Here is a 20,748-nt window from a genome sequence, read left to right as displayed (position 1 = left end):
CCCGCGTTACAAACATCAACAAACAACTATGGAAACGCTTGAACTCGTAGAACCTCAAACTACGTCACTTACCACTCAGGAGGATTTCTTGCCGCTAAACGGTACCGACTATCTTGAGCTGTACGTGGGCAACGCCCGTCAATCGGCGCATTATTTTCAGACGGCCTTTGGCTTTCAGCCTGTTGCGCATGCAGGGCTGGCTACCGGTCTCCGCGACCGCGAATCGTATGTGGTACAGCAGGGCAAAATTCGGCTGGTATTAACCTCTCCCCTACATGCCGACAGCGAAATAGGACAGCATATCGATCAGCACGGCGATGGCGTTCGAGTGGTGGCCCTGTGGGTCGATGATGCTACCCGCGCCTTTAACGAAACCATCCGTCGGGGAGCCAAACCGTATATGAAGCCTACTCGCGAAGAGGACAATAACGGTTATGTGGTTCGGTCGGGTATCCATACCTATGGTGATACGCTGCATGTATTTGTGGAGCGAAATGACTACAAAGGACTGTTTCTGCCAGGCTATGAACCCTGGCAACCCGACTATCATCCTGACGACGTTGGTCTAAAGTACGTTGACCATATGGTTGGCAATGTAGGCTGGCACGAGATGAACGTGTGGATGAATTTTTACCACGATGTGATGGGTTTCCAGCAACTGGTTTCGTTTGACGATAAGGATATTTCGACGGAGTACACGGCCCTGATGAGCAAGGTTATGAGCAATGGCAACGGTCGTGTCAAATTTCCGATCAATGAGCCCGCCGAAGGGAAGAAAAAGTCGCAGATTGAAGAGTATCTGGATTTCTATGGTGGCCCAGGTGTGCAGCACATTGCCGTAGCGACCGACAACATCGTAGAAACCATACTGGCTCTTCGCGATCGGGGTGTTGAGTTTCTGAGCGTACCGAGTACCTACTACGACGAGCTGGCGCAACGCATCGGTAAAATCGACGAAGAAATTGATACGCTACGCCCGCTGGGCATCCTGGCCGACCGCGACGACGAAGGTTATCTGTTGCAGATTTTCACCAAACCAATTTGCCCTCGACCAACGCTTTTCTTCGAGATCATCCAGCGCAAGGGTGCCCGTTCATTCGGGAAAGGCAACTTCAAAGCCCTCTTCGAAGCCATCGAACGCGAACAAGCCCTGCGAGGAACGTTATAACCAATTTTGAATGAGTGAATGATAGAATGAACGGTCCGCCGTCGCGGTGAATAAATTCTTGCACTATCTATTCTATCATTCACTCATTCACTCATTCTATCATTGACCATGAACCAGACCTATTCCCACTATACGCCCGACGACCAGGCCGTTTGGCGACTATTGTTCGAGCGGCAGATGGCCCAGTTGCCCGGTAAGGCGAGCCAGGCTTATCTGGACGGCATTGTGGCGACAGGCTTTCGGGCCGACTGCATCCCTGATTTTGAACGGGATTTGAATCCGCGACTGAAGCCATTGACGGGTTGGCGGGTTTGTGCTGTAGAAGGGCTGATTCCGAACCGGGAGTTTTTTGAGTTGATGGCGAACCGAAATTTCCCGGCAACGACCTGGCTTCGCCGTCGCGACCAGTTGGAGTACTTACCCGAGCCCGATATGTTTCACGACACCTTCGGTCACGTACCGATGCTGTCGAATCAGGCTTTCTGCGATTTTCTGGAGGCTCTGAGCCGTATTGCGCTTCATCATATTGACAGCGAAGAGGCTATTGCCATGATTTCACGGTTATATTGGTACACGGTCGAATTTGGCCTGATTCAGGAAGGAAATGAGCTACGAATCTACGGCGGTGGAATTTTGTCGTCGGTGGGCGAAACAACGTACAGCTTGTATAGCCCAGTCCCCAAACGAGTGCCTTATGATGTCGAAACGCTACTCAAAACGCCTTATATCATCGACCATTTTCAGGAGCAGTATTTCGTCATTGACTCTTATGAACAGCTTTATCATTCTGTGGCAGAAATAGAATCTGTCCTGGAAGAACTCCTGCAAATGAATAATGTATGATGGATAATGAATAATTTTGGACTGTCGACTCAGCTATTATTCAAATAGAGACTCATAACCAGGCCATTGTACATCCTACATTATTCATTACTCATTAAATCGTGACGCATCCATCTGATACGCGTGCTTATTTTTTTAAGATTGACACCACAATCAAAAAGATTCGGAATGCCCTCCAAAAGCAGTTCAACGATGCCGGATTTGATCTGACCGTCGATCAGTGGGTTGTGATTGACCACCTCTATCGAAATCCGGGTATCAGCCAGAATACGATTTCGGACATGACGACCAAAGATGCGCCAACCGTCACCCGAATTATCGACCTGCTTTCGCAAAAAGGACTGACCGAACGACGCATGACTGACACTGATCGGCGAAAGTTTCTGGTCTATCTGACCGAAGCCGGAGAAGCGAAATACCATGAAGTGCTACCCGTTGTATCGGCCATGCGACGCAAAGGCTGGGGCGACCTGAGCGACGAAGACTATCAGCATTTCGTCCGAATTATGGATTCGATCTATAGTAATATTAGTGATTAACGTAATGCGGGTGGAAACCCGCAATGGTAGTTTTTTAGCGCGGGTTTCCACCCGCATTACGTTATGTACGGCATTTTCAGTTACGGCATTGCTTCTCCCCGCGTCGGATTCAAACACGGCGATTACGTGCTTGATCTGGAAGTAGTGGGGCTATTGGGCTATTTCGATGAATTGGGTATTGACCCGGTCGTGTTTGCTCAACCGGTATTGAATGAGTTCATTGCTTCAGGAAAGCCGACTCATTTAGCCGTTCGTCAGCGTCTTACTGAGCTTTTAGCCGACGATACCCGCGCTTTTGCTGAAGTGCACGATCAGGTGTTTATTCACCAGTCGCGGGTACAGATGCACCTACCCGTCCGTATTGGCGACTACACCGATTTCTACGCGGGTATTCACCATGCCGAACATGTAGGGCGCATGTTTCGTCCTTCGGGTGATCCGTTACTACCCAACTACAGACATATGCCGGTTGCGTATCATGGCCGGGCATCGTCTATTGTGGTATCCGGTACACCTATCCGCCGACCCAATGGCCAGTTTTTAGGCGATGATAAGCAACCCGTTTTCGGCCCTTCGCAGAAGCTGGATTTTGAACTGGAGCTCGGATTGATCATTGGCAAGTCAAACCCGCTGGGCGAACCCGTTCCAATAGCCGAAGCAGAAGACTACATTTTTGGGGTTACACTATTCAACGACTGGTCTGCCCGCGATATTCAGCGATGGGAATACCAACCGCTTGGGCCATTTCTGGGCAAAAACTTTGCGTCGAGTCTGTCAGCCTGGGTGGTTCCGTTTGACGATTTAGAGCCGTTCCGTATAACAGGGCCAGCTCAGAAACCAACGCCCCTCCCCTATCTACAAGGCAATGAGCCGGGCCATTTCGACCTCGATCTGGAGATTTGGCTACGACCTGTCGATGGCGACGAAATCTGTATAAGTCGCACCAATACCCAGTATCTGTACTGGAGCTTTGCACAGATGATCGCTCACCATACTGTTGGCGGATGCAACCTGAACATCGGCGATGTACTGGCGACAGGAACAATCTCGGGCGACACACCAGGCAGCTACGGTTCACTACTTGAATTAAGTTGGAATGGTGAACGGCCCCTGCATCTATCCGAAACGTTAATCCGAACGTTCCTCGCCGATGGGGATCAGGTCACGTTCCGCGCTACGGGTCGAAACAAGCGTAGTACTATTGAGTTTGGCGAAGTCGCAGGAAGTATTTTGCCATCTTTCCAACGGTTTTAGTATACTTGGAGTCCTGTTCTAAACCGTTGCCTGTATGCCCGTACGATGGCTTTTTTATGTTTTTACTATAGCTGCCTGCACAGCTTTCTGGTCGTGTGAAGATTGCGGACCAAGCGATGAGCCAATACTTACGCTGCAACTTAGTGCACAGACGGCCTTTCAAATTGATACGTTGTATGGAATAGGGGCAACTGGTAAACCAGTTCAACCATTTTCGTCCAAAGCAAGTGGACCATATGTCATTTTTCAGCTCCCAATAAATTTAAATGCCGATAGCACCCGCTATGCGTTCGTTATCGACAAGCATCTGGAAACCATTACGGTGTATTACAAACGTAATTTTTATTACAAAAACGGCACCTGTGGCTATGTTTTCGATTTGTACCCTTCTGCTACTGACCCCTTGAGGAATGTGCAGCTAACCCGTGGGAAAGTTGACAATATATACTACACACAAAATTCGTTTAACGGAGGCTTCCTTAGACCCGCTACCTCAGAAACAGGCATTCAACTAAGCATTAGCCTATGAAACGACTATACCTGCTTATTTTCCTGGTGCTTATCTCGTCTGGTAACGGTAAAGCGCAGGATACGGCCAGCCGCCAAATCGACATAGGCATTGACCTCTTAAAAAATGTATGGCCGCTGATTGGGTCCTCAACAGGTATTGGTAGTGCCATCATAGTAGAACCTAGTATTATTCTTCCGCTGAACAAACCCAATAGATACCTCCATATCACCCCAGGCTTTAGCAGTTTTCATTCGAAATCCGATATATCGCTTCAGTCAAATGGCAATACTCAGGTGCGCAATAATCGGATTACTCAATCCGGATACGGGTATTACCTGAAGCTGGGCCACGAACGACGAATGCATAGAATAGGCATCGGAGCTGCCGCCTTGCTGAGCGTTTGGAACGAAGAAGGAGTGTATCGCTTCGCAGGTTCTTATTTCGGCGATTATGTCGGACCCATTCCCCAACAAACTCGTATTGCTATTGGTAGTGAAGTTTTTATGGGTAGTTTTCTGCCATTAACCAATCAGTTAGCCTTACGAATCCAATTCCGGATAAACCTACTGGCTCCTTATACCAGCCATGATGAACGACCTGCTCCTATTTATTTACCCGGAGTTGGCCCGGTAGCAGGAACCAGTTGGGCATTTGGAGAGGGTATCTCCTTACAACTTTTTTACCGAGCCAGCTCAACAAAACACTCACTATGAAAACCGTCAACCTCGCCGATTTAGCGCCTAATGAGTTTTACCGGTACATGATCGGCACTGTGGGTCCACGCCCCATTGCGTTTGCCAGTACAATTGATGCAATGGGCAACGTCAACCTGAGTCCGTTCAGTTTTTTCAATATTGCCGGATACAACCCGCCGACGCTGATTTTTACGCCAACTATTAATCGACACGGGCATAAAAAACACACCTTGCTCAATCTCGAGGAAGTAGGCGAAGTGGTGATCAACATTGTTAATTATGCCATGGTTGAACAGATGTCGCTCACGAGTGCTGAGTTTGAAAGGGGTATCAATGAATTTGAAAAAGGCGGATTTACAGCTATCCCTTCGGATCGAGTTCGTCCACCACGGGTAGCAGAAGCGCCTGCGTCCTACGAATGCCTGGTCCGGCAGATTATTCCGATGAACCAGCAGGCCGACTTACCTGGCGCGGGCTATCTGGTGATCTGTGAGATTGTGATGGCTCATTTTCAGGAATCTATTTTCGACGAAACCGGTCTGGTCGATCCTCATCGTATTGATCTGATTGGTCGTATGGGCGCCGACTGGTACGCACGAGCGCAGGGCGATGCGCTTTTTGAAGTGACCCGTCCCAAAGTAGGTATTGGCATCGATCAACTACCGGCACCCATTCGCAACAGTGCGATTTTATCGGGCAATGATCTGGGGAAATTGGGCAGTTTTTCGTCCCTACCCACTCCAGATGAAATTAGTACCTATCGGGAATCGGGAATTCTAAACGACTTATTTGAGGAAGCGCGTTACGGTTGCCAGTACTTACCTGATTTGCTTCACCTTCGAGCGAAAAAATTATTGGCTGATAATAAGGTACAAGAAGCCTGGCTGACGCTGCTACAAGGATAGAACACAGATTATTATGATGCCGGGCCGACGTCTCGGTTAAGATCTGTGTAAATCATAACCGAGACGTCGGCCCGGCATCATAATAATCTGTGTTCTATCTTTTTGCCAGGAAGTGCGTCAAATCCTCAATCGTCTTAATACCCAACTCATCAACCTGTTCACGGCGCATCATCAGGCAATAGCTATTGTTAAACCCCAGTGGTTTCAACCAGTTTAGTTGATACTGTTGCTGAAACTGTTGCCGGTCGAACTGATAAATTGAATCAGACTGCATGGGTAGATGCGCTAGTGTATTGGCCGAAGGTTGTAGAATCACCAATAGCCCCGTACCTGTATATTCTGGATAAAAATCGATGGCACCTGTCCGTAGCGCATCAAAACAGATTTGGGTGCCTCCCAGTCCCGTTTTGGTAACGACCCGTAATCGCGTATGCCCTTCGATCAACTGTCGGTAAATCTCGGCCAGAATGTATTGCTCCGTAAATACTTTCGACCCCATCACAATGGTTTCATTGCGTTCAACTGACCCTGGCAGTTTGTACAAGCCAGCCTGTTTCAGAAAATTACGGGCCACTACTTCCAGTGACTGTTTCTGATAATCGACCTGATAATTCAGCGCCGTCATAACCGAATCTGGCAATTTCCCAGCCAGCAGATTCAATGTTTGACCTAGGTTGGGGAAACGCTCCAGCGCAGCCTGTCGAACAACTGGAGCAGCATCGTACGGCGGAAACGCGTGTCGATTATCAGTCAAAACCACCAAGTCGAATGCTTTAATTCGCCCATCGGTCGAGTAGCCACTAATAATGTCGACCTGCCCTCGGTGAATAGCTTCGTACATCAGGTTCTGATCGATCAGTCGTGGACGCAGGTTCAATCCATACGTTTTCTGCAAACCGGGGTAGCCATCGGCCCGTCCGTAAAATTCATGGGCAAATCCAGCTACGAGTTTGTCCCGCTGAATCGGTAGCCAGTAAGAAGCAGATAAGAATGGTACCAGTATGACAAAAGCCATGGCGCCAACGTGAAGTTTCCGCGTGGACAATTGCTGCAAATGGGCTAATGCAAAATCAAAACCTATGGCTAACAATGCAGCCGGTATTGCTCCCGCCAACATCATATTCACATTACTGAGCGCAATACCACTAAAAATAAATTCGCCCAGTCCACCAGCGGCTACATAGGCTGCCAGCGTCGCTACACCGACATTAATGACTGTGGCCGTCCGAACACCCGCGAAAATCATGGGCAACGCTAGCGGCAACACAACGTTCGTTAACACCTGACGATCGGTCATACCGATTCCACGGGCAGCTTCTTTCAACGAAGAATCTACCTCCACTATACCCACATATGTGTTTCGGATAATTGGCAGAAGCGCATAGAGGAACAGTGCCATCAATGCTGGCCCAACGCCAATGCCTAGTACTGGAATCAGGAAGCCAAGAAGTGCTACACTAGGTACAGTTTGCAAGACACCAGCAACGCCCAACACACTACTGGCCAGTCGGCGTCGACGCGAAATCAGAATTCCCAATGGCACGCCTAGTAGCAGAGCCAGGAGCAACGAAACGGCCGTAAGCCCAATATGCGTCAGGGTTTGCTCCAGCAATTTATCGATATGCTCCCGAACGAACGAAAAGAATTCAGCCATGCAATCGGTGAGGTTTATCGTCCAGAAAATCCCGAACGAAATCTGAAGCCGGTGATTTCAGCAACTCATCGGGTGTACCCACCTGCACAATCTGACCGGCATCCATGAGCGCAATACGATCGGCCAGTTCAAGGGCTTCACTCACATCATGGGTAACAAGCACCACCGTTGTTTGGCGTAGTTCATTCAGCCCAAACAACTCCCGACGTACCTGCCGACGTGTAAATGGATCAAGTGCGCCAAAAGGCTCATCCATCAAGACAACAGGTGGCCGAACCGCCAGCGCTCTCGCCAGCCCAACCCGTTGGCGCTGCCCGCCACTCAACTCGGCCGGATACCGCGACAAGGTAGTTGTGGAAAGCTGGAGTTTGTCCATAAGCTCTTTGATACGTTCCTGAATGGCTCCAGTTTCCCAACTCAATAACTTAGGTACAGTAGCAATCGCTTCCGCAACGGTATAATGCGGAAACAATCCTCCATCCTGAATAACATACCCAATCCGTCGTCGGAGTTCAAAAGCGGGCTGTTTCATTACATCAACTCCGCCCACGCTGATCGAACCGCTGGTAGGCTCAATCAGTCGATTGATCATTTTAAGCGTAGTTGTTTTGCCGCATCCGCTTGTTCCTAACAAAACCAGTGTTTCGCCCTGCGCAACGGTGAGCGAGAGATCAAGAACGGCCGTGTGTGAAGCAAATTGTTTAGTGAGATTCCGAATGTCGATCATTTAATTAAACCAGTCATTATGCCGGTTCATAATGTCCTCCATTTAGGAGGCTGCTAACTGCTGAAGTTCAAGTTCCGACAAACCGGTCAGTTTAGCAATATCGGCCACCGACATTCCGGCCGCCAACGCATTCCGGGCAATATTTATGGTCTGTTCATACATTCCCTCCTCCCTGCCTTTTTGGAGCCCTTCCTTAATACCTTCCTTGATACCCTCCTGTAAACCTACTTGTCGACCTGCTTCTATACCTTGTTCATATCCAGTCTGTCGACCTTCCTGTTCGGCATAATCTAATACGTTGTTCAGGTCTCGATAATGTTTTAAACTTTGCTCATAGCGAGCCCGTTCGGTTTTGCCGAATTTGGCTACTTCAGCGGCATCGAATAACTGCTGAAATATTTGCTCCTTAATTTCAGGAGGCCGTTTTCGCAGTCGCTCCAGGTTTTTGAAGATATATTGCCATTTGTCGGCTTGCGTCTCCAGTTGACTAATAGATTTAGTGAATTTTGGCATTTCCAGATAAATAAAGGTTAGCTTGTCATAAAACACACGCCCATGCTGGTCTTTCAACTGAACCACCGATACAACGTCAGACATATCCCGATTTTCAGCCAGTGTAAAATTTAGGATAGCCACCGTATAAACAGCCGCCAGTTGGAAATTCCAATCGTTTGTTTGTCCTTGCTCCTGAATAGGAAACGATGCATAAAAAACACTTCGATCTTTAAAATAGGCTTGCCGCGCTCGCTGCAATTCGGCAATAAACCGATCGCCGTTTCTACTGATACAATATACGTCAAAAACAGCTTTACGATCTTTTTCGTTTAAGCCAAAATGTTCGTTTTGAGCGTAGTGTAGATCGGCAATCTGGTGCTTTTCGGGTAATAATTGATTCAGAAAATCGATTAGCAACGCTTTATTCGCTTCTGTGCCAAATAATCGCTTGAATCCATAATCTGTAAAAGGATTAATAAATCTTGATTCACTTTCCATAAGCCGGTGGTTACATAGCGTAAAACTACACCTTCCCATGAACAAATAAAATCCTGATTGAGCTAAGCTGCCGATTGCTTACTTCAACACCTGTACCTCAATCACCGAGTCGTCATACACGTGATGGGTCGCTTTCTGAAAGTCGGACGCATCGGCTTTGTAGATATTATCCACATATTTCTGTGGGTTTCGGTCAATGAGTGGGAACCATGTACTCTGCACCTGAATCATGACGCGATGTCCTTTTTTGAACGTATGCAACACGTCCTGCAACCGAAAATTAACATCGGTTTTTTCACCTGCCTTAAACGGTTCGGGTTTTTCAAAGGAATTACGGAATCGGCCACGCATGGCTTCCGAACGGACCATCTGCTGGTAATTACCCAGCGTAATATTCTTATTCGGCATATAGTCATGATTCGGTTCGTCGGGCGGATACACGTCGATGAGTTTGACAACCCAATCGGCATCGGTCCCTGTTGTGCTCACCTTGAGTTTGGCCATAATCTCCCCTCCTAATGTCAGGTCTTCCGTCAGCACATCGGTCTGGAACGTCAGTACATCGGGCCGACGGCTAGCAAACCGCTGATCTTCGGACATATAGTTGAAGGGTGTAAATCCCTGCAATGTAGTAAGGTCTTCGGTATATGGAACGGGCTTCATCGGATCACTGACAAATTCAGAATAACCAGTACCAGCCTGTTGCGCCAACTGTCCATTGCTCGACAAATACAAGGGCGTTGTCTGCGCATTGACCGCTGGCCACTTATCGAACGTTTTCCATTCTTTCTTTCCTGTGTCGAACAGATACGCTTCGGGCAAGCCGGTTTTGCCATCGCCCGCGCCTTTCAGAAAATGCGTAAAGAATTTCGCTTCGATATTGCGCTGATAAAATGTAGCAATGCTATCACCAAAATAGATATTGCTGTGCAGGGTATGCCCCGTTTCGGCCGACCAGCGCCCATGCCCGAATGGCCCCATTACCAGCGTGTTATACGTACCGGCATTATTCTTTTCAACCGTTTTATAGATATTCAGCGGCCCGTACAAATCCTCCGCGTCGAACCAACCGCCGACGGTCATCAAGGCGTGATTGATATTTTTGAGGTGCGGAATAATGCTCCGCTTTTGCCAGAATTCATCGTAATTTGGGTGATTGACGGTTTCCTGCCAGAAGAAATTGTCTTTGTAGTACTTGTCAGCATTTTTCAGCGGACCCAAATCATACTGCCACTGAAACCCGTCTTTAGTGCCCGTGTTAATCATCTGGCTAGCAAACCAGGGTTGCGTCGTAGGCGCAGGATGCTGGATACCAAACACGGGGTAGGTAAAGATATAGGCTTGAATGAAAGCGCCATTATGGTGAAAATCATCAAAAAAGAAATCCGAAACGGGTGCTTGTGGTGACGACGCTTTTAATGCCGGATGAGCCCCAACAGCACCCGCAACTGTATAAAAACCTGGATAACTGATTCCCCACTGCCCTACCCGACCGTTGTTGTTCGGTACGTTTTTGAGCAGCCACTCAATGGTATCGTAGGTGTCCGAGCTTTCATCAACCAATGTGCTACTAATGGGTTTTGCCGTTTTCCTATTGCCCTTATTTTTTGCAGTAGGAACCGGTTGCTGGTCAGTTACAGTCGGTGTCATGTTCGTCCAAACACCCTCCGACTCCCAGCGACCCCGAACGTCCTGATACACAAAAATATACTTCTCCCGCATGAGCGTTTTAGAGGGTCCGACCTGTACCGGATAGGCATCGGTTCCGTAAGGAGCTACGCTGTAGCAGGTCCGCTGCATCAGAAACGGGTACCTGACTGTCGGTGATGCATCTTTGGGTACGTACACGGCCGTATGCAGTTTCGTACCGTCGCGCATGGGAATTTTGTATTCGAACTTCTGATAGGTTTCCTTAACGAAATTACCCGATGCAGTCGATTGTGCCTGGACCGAAACGGGGCCTATCAGCAGGAGCAGTAGGTAAAGCCAGTATTTCATGTTGTTGATAAGTTAAGAGGACTTGACTATCGTAAAGATAATGCGCTATCGGTTCGCAGACTGCACAAAAAACGCCCACTTTACAGCAGGCGACTTTTGTATAGTATTGGAAGTTAGGATCGACTACAAATCACGGGCTTTAACCCGAACGGGTTTTCCGTCGCGCTCAATCACCAGCGTATCATCGTCCCGTTTTGCCTTTTCTATTAGGCGTTTATGAGCCAATAGAACGCCCTGCATGATCTTCTCAGCAAAATCCTCCTTTTTAATTCCTGTTTCCATACTTGTTCTTCAAAGAATTCCACAAAGTCAAATCTGTAATTGTCTCATCGACTAATAAGCCACCTTTTGCCAATTCTATAGGGTATTCGCCACTATTATTAACAATCAGAAAAAGATCACAAATAGGGAGATATAGTGAAAATAAGTTTGCTAATGCCCGTTCGTATCTACGATAAACAACATCAGTTGGAATATTGTGCCCGCCCATTGATACACGTTTGGCGACTCGGCTGACAGCCATTTCCGGCGACGATAAATATATAAAAATAAGCGTAACCTGATACCCAGCCTTCCTTGCACGTTGAATCGTTTGCACATACGAACGAGTTGAAAGAGTCGTTTCAAAGGCAAAATCAACACCCTTTTCAAGCAGAGAATCGATTCGTTGCAGCATAATTCGTCCAGCTTCGAACGCTACTGAGTCGGGGCGAAAGGGCGACAATCCTCTTGCTATTTCATCAGCATTGACAAATTCCCAGACATTTAAGATTTCTGGTAACAGCGAATAGGCAGTTGTCGTTTTTCCGGCTCCGTTAGGCCCGGCCAGAATATACAAATTCGGCATGGTGCTAATCAGTTTCTTCGAGCGTAAAGATATGCTCAACCGGCTTGCCGAAAACCTGCGCCAGTTTTAGCGCTAATATGGTCGATGGTACGTAACGCCCTGCTTCAATCGAGTTGATCGTTTGTCGACTTACCCCAATGCGGTCGGCCAGGTCAGCCTGCGACAGGTTTTGTTCGGCTCGTTCAACTTTCAGTCGGTTTTTCATAACGTAAGGAGGTAGTGCCGAACATGAGCCAGCGAAAACGAATAATGAATACCAGCAACACAGTGAACATGTTGTAAATCATGACATTGAAGAAAGCGTTGTCATAAACCGTCAGAATAGCAATTGCCAGAATCAGGTAGTTTACGTATACGCTCCACTGCAACGCTTCGAGCCGAAGCTGACTAATCATTTCATCTTCTGTTTTTTCACGCGAGAACGCAATGAACATGAGTCCTACAATTACGCCTACACCGGCCAGTTCATCCGTCAAGTTTTGAATATCGACAAAATGCCCGGTCGAATTTTCTAAATTAATCATCACCGGCTTGTTTAAAGCTGTAGCCACTAACCAGCTAATGTTGAAGTCAGCATACATAGTAGCTAGCCCAAGAACTGCCGATGGAACAAAAATGAACCAGCCTATCAGGCGGTACGAATGCGGGAAAAGCCATTTGGTTTTCATTTGTATGTAAAGTTTGTTTTACACTACAAACGTAAAATATATTTGCCATATTGTAAAATAAACTTTACACACCAGTAAAAAAATCATGAAATACGCAGGATTTCTACATCAAGATGAAAATGGAAGATTTTGTCAATCCGACTGGGACGCACAGTCCGGAGGGAGGAATCTCAAGCTTGACCAATCAATAACATTGAGATTCCTCCCTTCGGTCGGAATGACAAACAAGTCAAGCAAACTGAACTAACAGAACATAACGAATAAATCACATCTTGAAAATCTGGTCCATCAGCATCCATTTTTCGCCGGGTTTAGCCATAGGCAGCGCTTGCTGGTAGGTCCACATGAGCGCTTCCCACTCCTGTACTTTCGGATTAGCTGCATCGGCAGCGGCTTTAGCCTCGAAGGAGAAGGTTTCGTCGGTCTCCATAATCATGAACAACCGATTACTAATCCGGTAAATCTCCATCTCGGTAATACCCGACTCGCGAATACTGGCTTCGATTTCGGGCCGGAGACGTTCATGGTAGCGTTCGTATTCAGCAATCAGGGTAGGGTCGTCTAGTAGATCAAGGGCAAGGCAGTAGCGCATCTGAACCGGGATTTTTATGATTTTTGTGACTGACTTTGATTATGCTTTCGTAGAAAGCTTGGATCTTAGAATCAAAGTCAGTCACAAAAATCATAAAAATCCCGGTTCTACGGCACATAGGTTTCTAGAACGGTCATGTCGCCGTCGGGTACGAGGGTTACGTTGTTGATGGATGCTGGAATCAAGGCGCACTGACCCATTTTAAGCGATACACTGTAACCACCCGTTGTTTCGATGGTTAAGCCACCGGCCACGCAAATAAGAATCACGAACGAGTCGATGTGGGTGTAATCATGGGCTACTTCCTGATTGAAATTCAAGACGTTTGTTACGAAATAATCGCTCTTTACCGCATTAACACTTTCGTTTAGCTTCTTATCATACTGGGTTTTGTATTGGCCGTAATAGTGATAATCAATGGCATCGACGGCCTGATCGGTATGCAGTTCGCGTTTCTTTCCGGTCGTTGCATCCACCCGGTCGAAGTCGTAAATGCGGTAGGTGGTGTCGGAGGTTTGCTGAATTTCGGCCAGCAGTAAGCCTTTACCGATGTAGTGCACCCGGCCCGCAGGCAGGAAGAATACATCACCGGGTTGGGCCGTTTCGATATTAAGCAGATCCTGAATCGTATTATCCGCAACGGCTTTTACGTATTCGTCTTTCGTGACCTCCCGATTGAAGCCCGAGTTGAGCTTTGCCCCTTCGTCGGCCTGCATGATATACCACATCTCAGTTTTTCCGAAGCCCGTTCCACGTTCTTTCGCCAACGCATCGTTCGGGTGCACCTGTATGGATAGATCATCATTAGCATCGATGAACTTGATCAACAGCGGAAAGCGGTTGCCGTATTGGGCATAGACATGCTCGCCAACGAGTTTTTCTTTGAATTCTTCGACCAGTTCGTGCAGCGATTTCCCTTGTAAACTGCCTTCTTTGACAATCGATTCGTTACCCTCTACATCCGATACCTCCCAGGTTTCACCACAATTTGGCAGTGGCGAAAAGTCTTTTTCAAGGATGGTTTTGATTTTTTGGCCACCCCATATTTTGTCTTTAAAAATCGTTTCGAAGGTCAGCGGATACAACATGAGTAGCGATTAATGAATAAAAATGATAAACCGACTTTTTAACCGGCAAGGTACAGCATTTGTTGTTCGAGGGCAATTGGGCTATCGGCGAGGCAAAAATTTATCTATTAACAGGTAGATAAACCCCGCCAATTCGTTTAAGAGGAACGGACACTAAGTATCTGAATCATCGGATTTTAACCCATTAACTGTCATTCGCTTCGGAATATGTCCCGAAGCATGCATTACAAAACGCCATGAAACGCTATTGGCTGGTTGGTATTCTGGGGGCTCTTGCAGTAACGGCCTTTACATTGCGCGGGCTTTTTACGTCCGAAACGATCAGCTATAACCAGCATATCCGCCCAATTTTCAATGCTAAATGCATAACGTGTCATGGAGGGATCAAGCAAAGTGGTGGCTTCAGTCTGTTGTTTCGGGAAGATGCGTTAGGAAAGGCCAAATCAGGCAAATACGCTATTGTGCCCGGTCATGCTGATGAATCGGAGCTGATTAGGCGATTGGTGATCAACGACCCGGAGCTGAGAATGCCGCTTGAGCATGAGCCTCTGACCAAGCAGGAAATCGACCTGATTCGAACCTGGATTGATCAGGGAGCCGAGTGGGAAGATCACTGGGCCTACATTCCACCCAGCCGCGCCATTACCCCGCCGAATGTTGGTGATTCCTTTGCGAAAAACGGGATTGACCGCTTCGTCTACGACCGATTGCAACAGGAAGGACTTAGCCCCTCGCCCGAAGCCGACAAAGCGACACTCCTCCGCCGGGTGAGCCTGGATTTGACCGGACTGCCGCCCACGGCACAGGAAGTGGCTGAATTTCTGGCGGATAAATCGCCGAATGCTTACGAAAAACTGGTCGATAAGCTAATTCAATCACCCCATTTTGGCGAGCGCTGGGCGTCGATGTGGCTCGACCTGGCCCGCTATGCCGACTCGAAAGGGTATGAAAAAGACCTTGAACGCAGCATCTGGCTCTACCGCGATTGGGTTATCAAAGCCTTCAACCAGGATATGCCGTTCGACCGGTTTACTGTTGAGCAACTGGCGGGTGATCTGTTGCCTGCCCCAGACGCCTTAACCGCCGATAACCACCTGATTGCTACAGCCTTTCACCGGAATACGATGTCGAACGACGAGGGCGGCACCAACGATGAAGAATTTCGAAATATGGCGCTGATCGACCGGGTAAGCACAACTTGGGAGGTTTGGCAGGGCACGACGATGGCCTGTGTTCAATGCCATAGCCATCCCTACGACCCCATCCGACATGAGGAATTTTACAAGTTTTTTGCTTATTTCAACAACAGTCAGGATGCCGATCTGTATAACGAGAAACCCAAGCTGTACACCTTTACGCCCGAAAACGAACAAAAGGTAAAACAGCTTATGGCCTGGATTAGTACGCGATCCAATACACAGACGGCAAACCCGCCACTCAACCGTCAGTCACAGAACCTGAACCTCCAGCGCCAGGAGCTACTAAGCCAACTTGGTTACCGCAAAATTGAGGCTGAGGACTTCGATAGTACCAGCCGCCACATCGAACTGTATGACAATCAGAAGACCATTATGCAGACAACCGAAGGGGCGTTCTGCATGTACAACGATGTGGATTTAACGAATGTGTCGAATGTAACTTACCACTATACGACCTCATTTCCGTCATTCATCGAGCTACATCTGGATCGTCCCGATGGCCCACTCATCAGTCGCGCGCATGTGCCAGCAACGCAGGAAGGCGATCCGGGAGCCTGGTATAAATGGAAAACCTTTGGCAGCTTTAGTGCACCGGTTCAAAAAACGACTGGTCGGCACGCCCTGTTTGTGGTGTTTCACAAGGATAAAGAGTTCCGAAGCGATTTACTCCACGTCGACTGGCTACAACTGGGCGTTGCCAATGCGCCAATCGACCACAACCCGGAACTAAATCATTTGGTAGATTCATTAGCGGCTATTCCAGCTATCTCGACGCCAGTCATTCTCGAAAGGCCTGTCAGCCGAAGTCGTAAAACAAATGTATTTATCCGTGGAAATTGGCTGACCAAGGGTAAGCGGGTCAACCCTGATGTTCCCCACTCGATTCGCAGGGAAGCTCGCCAATCCATGGCGAATCGGCTGGAAATGGCTCGCTGGCTGGTCAGCCGAGACAATCCATTGACCGCACGGGTAATGGTCAATCGGTTTTGGGAACAGCTTTTCGGGTATGGATTGGTGGAAACGCTGGAAGATTTCGGTACAATGGGCGCAAAACCGACGCACCCGGAATTGCTGAACTGGCTGGCCGTTCGGTTTCAGGACGATTACAAATGGAGTGTCAAAAAACTGCTCCGCGACATGGTGCTTTCGGCTACTTATCGGCAGTCAGCCGTGGTTTCGCCCGAACTTCAGAAAAAAGATCCCCGCAACCTGCTGCTGGCCCGTGGCCCTCGCGTTCGCCTGACGGCCGAGCAAATTCGTGATCAGTCATTGGCCGTAAGTGGTCTGCTTAATGGTACATTGTACGGCCCCAGCGTCCGACCCTTTAACCCCACGAACGGGTCCTGGAAAGACGAACAACCCGATAATCGCCATCGCCGGGCTTTGTACACCTTCTGGCAGCGCACCAATCCGTATCCATCTATGGTTACGTTCGATACACCCCAGCGAAACCTGTGCGTATCCCGACGGGTTCGGACGAACACCCCTTTGCAGGCACTAATTACCCTGAACGACACGGTATATACAGAAGCGGCTCATGGCCTGGCGACGTTTATGAGTAGACAAAAGGGCGATTTAACCCAGAAACTTGCGGCTGGTTATCAGCAGGTCATGTTTCGAAAACCCTCCGAAGAAAAGCTGGCGGTATTAGAGAAATTTTATTCGGATGCAGTCCATCTGAATACGCAAAAAAAGCAGCCCAAAACGGCCCCATCAACACAACAACCCGAGTTCGGCGCGCTATCGATGGTGGCCAATGTATTGTTGAACCTAGACGAAACGCTAACCAAATGAAGCGACTCACCCACTTCGATGAGGCCATGTTGAATCAGGCTACGTTCAACACCAGGCGGCATTTCCTGAAACAGTGTACGTCGGGTCTAGGCTCACTGGCGATGCTGTCGTTACTGGATAGCTGTGGTTTAGGAAGTTCACAAACAACTAATGAAAATCCGCTGAAGCCGCTTAGTCCACTCCAGTCTCCCAAAGCGAAACGGGTGCTGTTTATGCATATGGAAGGCGCTCCCTCGCAACTGGAACTGTTTGACTACAAACCCGAACTAGCTAAACTCGACGGACAGCTCTGCCCTCCATCACTACTGGAAGGAAAGCGGTTTGCGTTCATCAAAGGCGTTCCGAAAATGCTGGGGCCACAGTCCTGTTTTGAACAACATGGCCAGTCGGGTGCCTGGCTCTCCGATTACTTTCAGCACTGGCCGAAAATCGTTGATGAGCTTACGTTTCTGAAAGCCATGCATACCGACGAGTTCAATCATGCCCCCGCTCAGTTGTTTATGCACACGGGTAGTCCACGGCTGGGCCGGCCTAGTATGGGTGCCTGGGTTACGTATGGATTAGGCTCTGACAATCAGAACTTGCCGGGTTATGTAGTGCTGGTATCGGGGCAGGAACCCAGCGCGGGCAAGTCGGTTTGGGGTAGCGGCTTTCTGCCAACGGTGTATCAGGGCGTTCAGTGTCGATCCATGGGCGAACCGGTGCTGTACATCAAAAATCCGGCGGAGGTTAGTGATAGTCTTCGAAAAAAATCCATTGATGTAATCAACCAGATCAACGAACTGGAGCATCAGGAAATCGGTGACCCTGAAATCCTGAGCCGAATTTCGCAGTACGAACTGGCCTATCGGATGCAATCGGAAGTACCCGAAACGATGGACATTACTGATGAACCTCAGTGGGTACGGGATTGGTATGGTGCTAAGCCGGGCGAAGCTTCTTTTGCCAACAATTGTCTGCTGGCCCGGAAACTGCTGGAAAAGGGTGTTCGGTTTGTTCAGCTCTTCGACCGGCGCTGGGACTCGCACGGCACCGATGCAGGAAGTGGCGTTGGTGATGGGCTGCGCCGAAACATTCAGGTTATCGACAAACCCATAACCGCCTTGATTCAGGACCTGAAACAACGCGGTTTACTCGACGATACGCTGGTAGTCTGGGGTGGTGAATTTGGCCGGACGCCCATGATGGAAAATCGGGCCGGGGATAACGATTCACCCTTTAAAGGACGCGACCACCATATCGACGCCTTCACGATGTGGATGGCGGGTGGCGGTATCAAAGCCGGATATTCACACGGCGAAACTGATGAGATTGGCTATTACGGTGTCCGTAACAAAACACACATCCACGATCTACAGGCCACAATCCTGCACGTACTGGGCTTCGACCACGAAAAATTCACCTTCCCATTTCAGGGCCGCAACTTCCGGCTGACCGACGTACATGGTAAAATCATCCGGGATATTCTTGCCTAAACTGACCCAAAACATGTACTGATAATTATCAGGCTTCTACCTGTATCCGCTCATAATACCAGCCTGGGCAATGGCCTTCCTTTGCATTGTCAACGGATTTTAAGGTATTCATGGAAGGAGCATTACTCCTTCCCCCAACAAACAAGGTTATGGATCAGGACTTAGCAGGAAAAACAGCTTTAGTAACCGGAGCCGCTTCGGGTATTGGTAAAGCCACCGCCATCTTATACGCTCAACATGGTGCGAATTTGATGCTATCGGATGTCGATGAGGTACAGGGCCAACAGGTTGCCGAAGAAATACTGGCCAGCGGTGCCAAAGCCCGCTTTTTAAAAGCCGATGTAGGCGACCCAGCGCAGTGCCAGCAATTGGTACAGGAAACGGTCAAGACCTTCGGTGGGCTCGATATTGCTTTCAATAATGCAGGCATTGGCGGTGAAATGAATATGACCGGCGATTACTCAATTGAAGGCTGGCACCACATCATCAACGTTAACCTCAACAGTGTTTTCTATTGCCTGAAATACGAACTGGAAGCCATGCTCAGCCAGAATACAGGTGGTTCGATCATCAATATGGCGTCGATTTTGGGGCAGGTCGGTACGGCTTCGGCTCCCGGCTATGTGGCGGCTAAACATGGTATTCTGGGCCTTACCCAAACGGCCGCTATCGAGTACGCTCAGAAAGGCATTCGGATCAATTCGGTTGGCCCCGGCTACATTGATACCCCTTTGCTACGTATCCTACCCGACGAAGCCCGTCAGGCGGTTGCTGCCCTTCACCCCATTGGCCGATTGGGGCGGTCAGAAGAAGTGGCCGAACTGGTTGTCTGGCTTTCGTCCGATAAGGCTTCATTTGTCACGGGTTCTTACTACCCGGTTGATGGCGGCTATCTGGCACAGTAATCCTGTAATGTGGGGGTAACTCGAGATTTAGTTAAAAATTGCGGGTTACCACCCGCGTTACTAGCCTGTCCTATGCATCCCTAATAATTCGGTGGGTGCATAACCGAACTGTTTTTTGAACGCGAATGAGAAGTGTGAAAGGTTTTCGAACCCAACCTCATAACACACATCGAGCGGTTTCATCTTCTTTTCTACAAACTGGTAATGTGCCAGTTCCAGCCGTTTTTGGGTTAGCCATTTCTGGGGCGTCGCATTGAATGCTTTTTTAAAATCACGTTTGAAGGTCGTCAGGCTTCTACCCGTCAGATACCCAAATTTCTCGATTGGCATATTGAACATGAAGTTGCGCTGCATATACTCTGCCAGATCAATCTTACCCGGTTCTTCAAAATTGGCGAGCATCGTATCGATATCCTTATCAATCGACCGCAGAATCGTAACGGCTTCTGTAATTTTCAGGTCGCCGATGTTCGCTGGCAGTTCCTTCATGCCGAAATAAGGAATTAGGGAACTCATGCAGCTCTCCAGCAGTGGGTGGTTGTTGTAATGCCTTATTTTCGGGGCTTTTACCGTTTGGGGCCTGACGTCAAGTTTCCCATAATAGTTCTGCAACCAGTCTTTCGTCAGGTGCATGACCACGGTTTTGTGCGGAAGGCCATCCTTAGGATAGTTGATGATTGTAGCCAGTTGGTGCCTTGGTATCAGGAAAATATCGCCCTTGCTGAACAGATAAGTTCCCTCGGCCTGCACGATCTTCGTTTCGCCAGAGATAAACCAGATGAGCATGTGGTGATCGAAGGTGATGTCGGACTTAAAGAACTTGTCCTCGTAGCACGACAGTTTAATGTCCGGTGTCAAATAGGTCGACTGATGTTCCATGTTCGTTCAGTAGC

21 protein-coding genes are annotated in these 20,748 nt (G+C 48.5%); 10 read left to right on the top strand and 11 right to left on the bottom strand.

Annotated features, from left to right (window positions below):
• Nucleotides 1-28: 28 nt before the first annotated feature.
• From hppD to ACYVFD_RS08350, 7 genes are all read left to right on the top strand, one after another.
• Nucleotides 29-1,168: a 4-hydroxyphenylpyruvate dioxygenase gene (hppD, locus tag ACYVFD_RS08380; protein WP_461089434.1), complete on the top strand. Its 1,140-nt coding sequence runs from the start codon at nt 29-31 to the stop codon at nt 1,166-1,168.
• A 108-nt stretch (nt 1,169-1,276) separates the two neighbouring features.
• Nucleotides 1,277-2,011 (top strand): phenylalanine 4-monooxygenase, encoded by a 735-nt coding sequence (gene phhA / locus ACYVFD_RS08375; protein WP_461089433.1) that lies wholly within the window; start codon nt 1,277-1,279, stop codon nt 2,009-2,011.
• A gap of 101 nt (nt 2,012-2,112) precedes the next feature.
• Complete coding sequence (locus tag ACYVFD_RS08370; protein WP_461089432.1) at nt 2,113-2,550, top strand: MarR family winged helix-turn-helix transcriptional regulator; 438 nt, start codon at nt 2,113-2,115, stop codon at nt 2,548-2,550.
• Nucleotides 2,551-2,613: 63 nt separating this feature from the next.
• Nucleotides 2,614-3,804 (top strand): fumarylacetoacetase, encoded by a 1,191-nt coding sequence (gene fahA / locus ACYVFD_RS08365; protein ID WP_461089431.1) that lies wholly within the window; start codon nt 2,614-2,616, stop codon nt 3,802-3,804.
• Nucleotides 3,805-3,838: 34 nt separating this feature from the next.
• Nucleotides 3,839-4,333, top strand: coding sequence for a hypothetical protein (locus ACYVFD_RS08360; protein ID WP_461089430.1), 495 nt, complete (start codon nt 3,839-3,841; stop codon nt 4,331-4,333).
• Nucleotides 4,330-5,028 (top strand): hypothetical protein, encoded by a 699-nt coding sequence (locus ACYVFD_RS08355; RefSeq protein ID WP_461089429.1) that lies wholly within the window; start codon nt 4,330-4,332, stop codon nt 5,026-5,028. Before ACYVFD_RS08360 ends, ACYVFD_RS08355 begins: the two co-directional genes overlap by 4 nt.
• The gene (locus tag ACYVFD_RS08350) at nt 5,025-5,915 is read left to right on the top strand and encodes a flavin reductase family protein (RefSeq protein WP_461089428.1); all 891 of its coding nucleotides are present in this window, start codon (nt 5,025-5,027) and stop codon (nt 5,913-5,915) included. The genes ACYVFD_RS08355 and ACYVFD_RS08350 overlap by 4 nt, the downstream gene beginning before the upstream one ends.
• 94 nt (nt 5,916-6,009) lie before the next feature.
• Here the strand turns inward: ACYVFD_RS08350 and ACYVFD_RS08345 are convergent, their stop codons facing one another.
• The 10 genes from ACYVFD_RS08345 to ACYVFD_RS08300 form a co-directional block, all read right to left on the bottom strand.
• Nucleotides 6,010-7,569 carry an ABC transporter permease/substrate-binding protein gene (locus ACYVFD_RS08345; protein WP_461089427.1) on the bottom strand — a complete coding sequence of 520 codons (1,560 nt, stop codon included), beginning with the start codon at nt 7,567-7,569 and terminating at the stop codon, nt 6,010-6,012.
• On the bottom strand, nt 7,562-8,296 hold the full coding sequence (locus ACYVFD_RS08340) for an ABC transporter ATP-binding protein (protein WP_461089426.1): 735 nt from the start codon (nt 8,294-8,296) through the stop codon (nt 7,562-7,564). Before ACYVFD_RS08340 ends, ACYVFD_RS08345 begins: the two co-directional genes overlap by 8 nt.
• A gap of 42 nt (nt 8,297-8,338) precedes the next feature.
• The gene (locus ACYVFD_RS08335) at nt 8,339-9,289 is read right to left on the bottom strand and encodes an Rpn family recombination-promoting nuclease/putative transposase (protein WP_461089424.1); all 951 of its coding nucleotides are present in this window, start codon (nt 9,287-9,289) and stop codon (nt 8,339-8,341) included.
• 78 nt (nt 9,290-9,367) lie between these two features.
• Nucleotides 9,368-11,287: a CocE/NonD family hydrolase gene (locus tag ACYVFD_RS08330; RefSeq protein WP_461089423.1), complete on the bottom strand. Its 1,920-nt coding sequence runs from the start codon at nt 11,285-11,287 to the stop codon at nt 9,368-9,370.
• Between the two features lie 123 nt (nt 11,288-11,410).
• Nucleotides 11,411-11,569 carry a hypothetical protein gene (locus ACYVFD_RS08325; protein WP_461089422.1) on the bottom strand — a complete coding sequence of 53 codons (159 nt, stop codon included), beginning with the start codon at nt 11,567-11,569 and terminating at the stop codon, nt 11,411-11,413.
• Complete coding sequence (locus tag ACYVFD_RS08320; protein ID WP_461089421.1) at nt 11,553-12,134, bottom strand: zeta toxin family protein; 582 nt, start codon at nt 12,132-12,134, stop codon at nt 11,553-11,555. The genes ACYVFD_RS08325 and ACYVFD_RS08320 overlap by 17 nt, the downstream gene beginning before the upstream one ends.
• 4 nt (nt 12,135-12,138) lie before the next feature.
• The gene (locus ACYVFD_RS08315) at nt 12,139-12,339 is read right to left on the bottom strand and encodes a helix-turn-helix transcriptional regulator (protein ID WP_461089420.1); all 201 of its coding nucleotides are present in this window, start codon (nt 12,337-12,339) and stop codon (nt 12,139-12,141) included.
• Entirely contained in the window at nt 12,317-12,802 is a 486-nt protein-coding gene (locus ACYVFD_RS08310; protein ID WP_461089419.1) for a hypothetical protein, read from the bottom strand. The genes ACYVFD_RS08315 and ACYVFD_RS08310 overlap by 23 nt, the downstream gene beginning before the upstream one ends.
• Nucleotides 12,803-13,067: 265 nt before the next feature.
• Nucleotides 13,068-13,394 carry an L-rhamnose mutarotase gene (locus ACYVFD_RS08305; RefSeq protein WP_461089418.1) on the bottom strand — a complete coding sequence of 109 codons (327 nt, stop codon included), beginning with the start codon at nt 13,392-13,394 and terminating at the stop codon, nt 13,068-13,070.
• A 107-nt stretch (nt 13,395-13,501) separates the two neighbouring features.
• Nucleotides 13,502-14,482 (bottom strand): type I phosphomannose isomerase catalytic subunit, encoded by a 981-nt coding sequence (locus ACYVFD_RS08300; protein ID WP_461089417.1) that lies wholly within the window; start codon nt 14,480-14,482, stop codon nt 13,502-13,504.
• Between the two features lie 236 nt (nt 14,483-14,718).
• On the opposite strand from ACYVFD_RS08300, the gene ACYVFD_RS08295 reads away from it, so the two are divergent.
• The 3 genes from ACYVFD_RS08295 to ACYVFD_RS08285 all read left to right on the top strand — a co-directional run bounded on the left by ACYVFD_RS08295 (nt 14,719) and on the right by ACYVFD_RS08285 (nt 19,855).
• Nucleotides 14,719-17,475, top strand: a complete 2,757-nt coding sequence (locus ACYVFD_RS08295; RefSeq protein ID WP_461089416.1) for a DUF1553 domain-containing protein — start codon at nt 14,719-14,721, stop codon at nt 17,473-17,475.
• Entirely contained in the window at nt 17,472-18,950 is a 1,479-nt protein-coding gene (locus tag ACYVFD_RS08290) for a DUF1501 domain-containing protein (protein ID WP_461089415.1), read from the top strand. Before ACYVFD_RS08295 ends, ACYVFD_RS08290 begins: the two co-directional genes overlap by 4 nt.
• Nucleotides 18,951-19,099: 149 nt before the next feature.
• Nucleotides 19,100-19,855, top strand: coding sequence for an SDR family NAD(P)-dependent oxidoreductase (locus ACYVFD_RS08285; protein WP_461089414.1), 756 nt, complete (start codon nt 19,100-19,102; stop codon nt 19,853-19,855).
• A 60-nt stretch (nt 19,856-19,915) separates the two neighbouring features.
• Here ACYVFD_RS08285 and ACYVFD_RS08280 read toward each other — a convergent pair whose 3' ends face one another.
• Entirely contained in the window at nt 19,916-20,734 is an 819-nt protein-coding gene (locus ACYVFD_RS08280) for a helix-turn-helix domain-containing protein (RefSeq protein WP_461089413.1), read from the bottom strand.
• Between the last annotated feature and the right edge of the window lie 14 nt (nt 20,735-20,748).

Source organism: Spirosoma gilvum (genome assembly GCF_054776815.1).
This window is presented reverse-complemented; position numbering and strand designations above follow the sequence as displayed.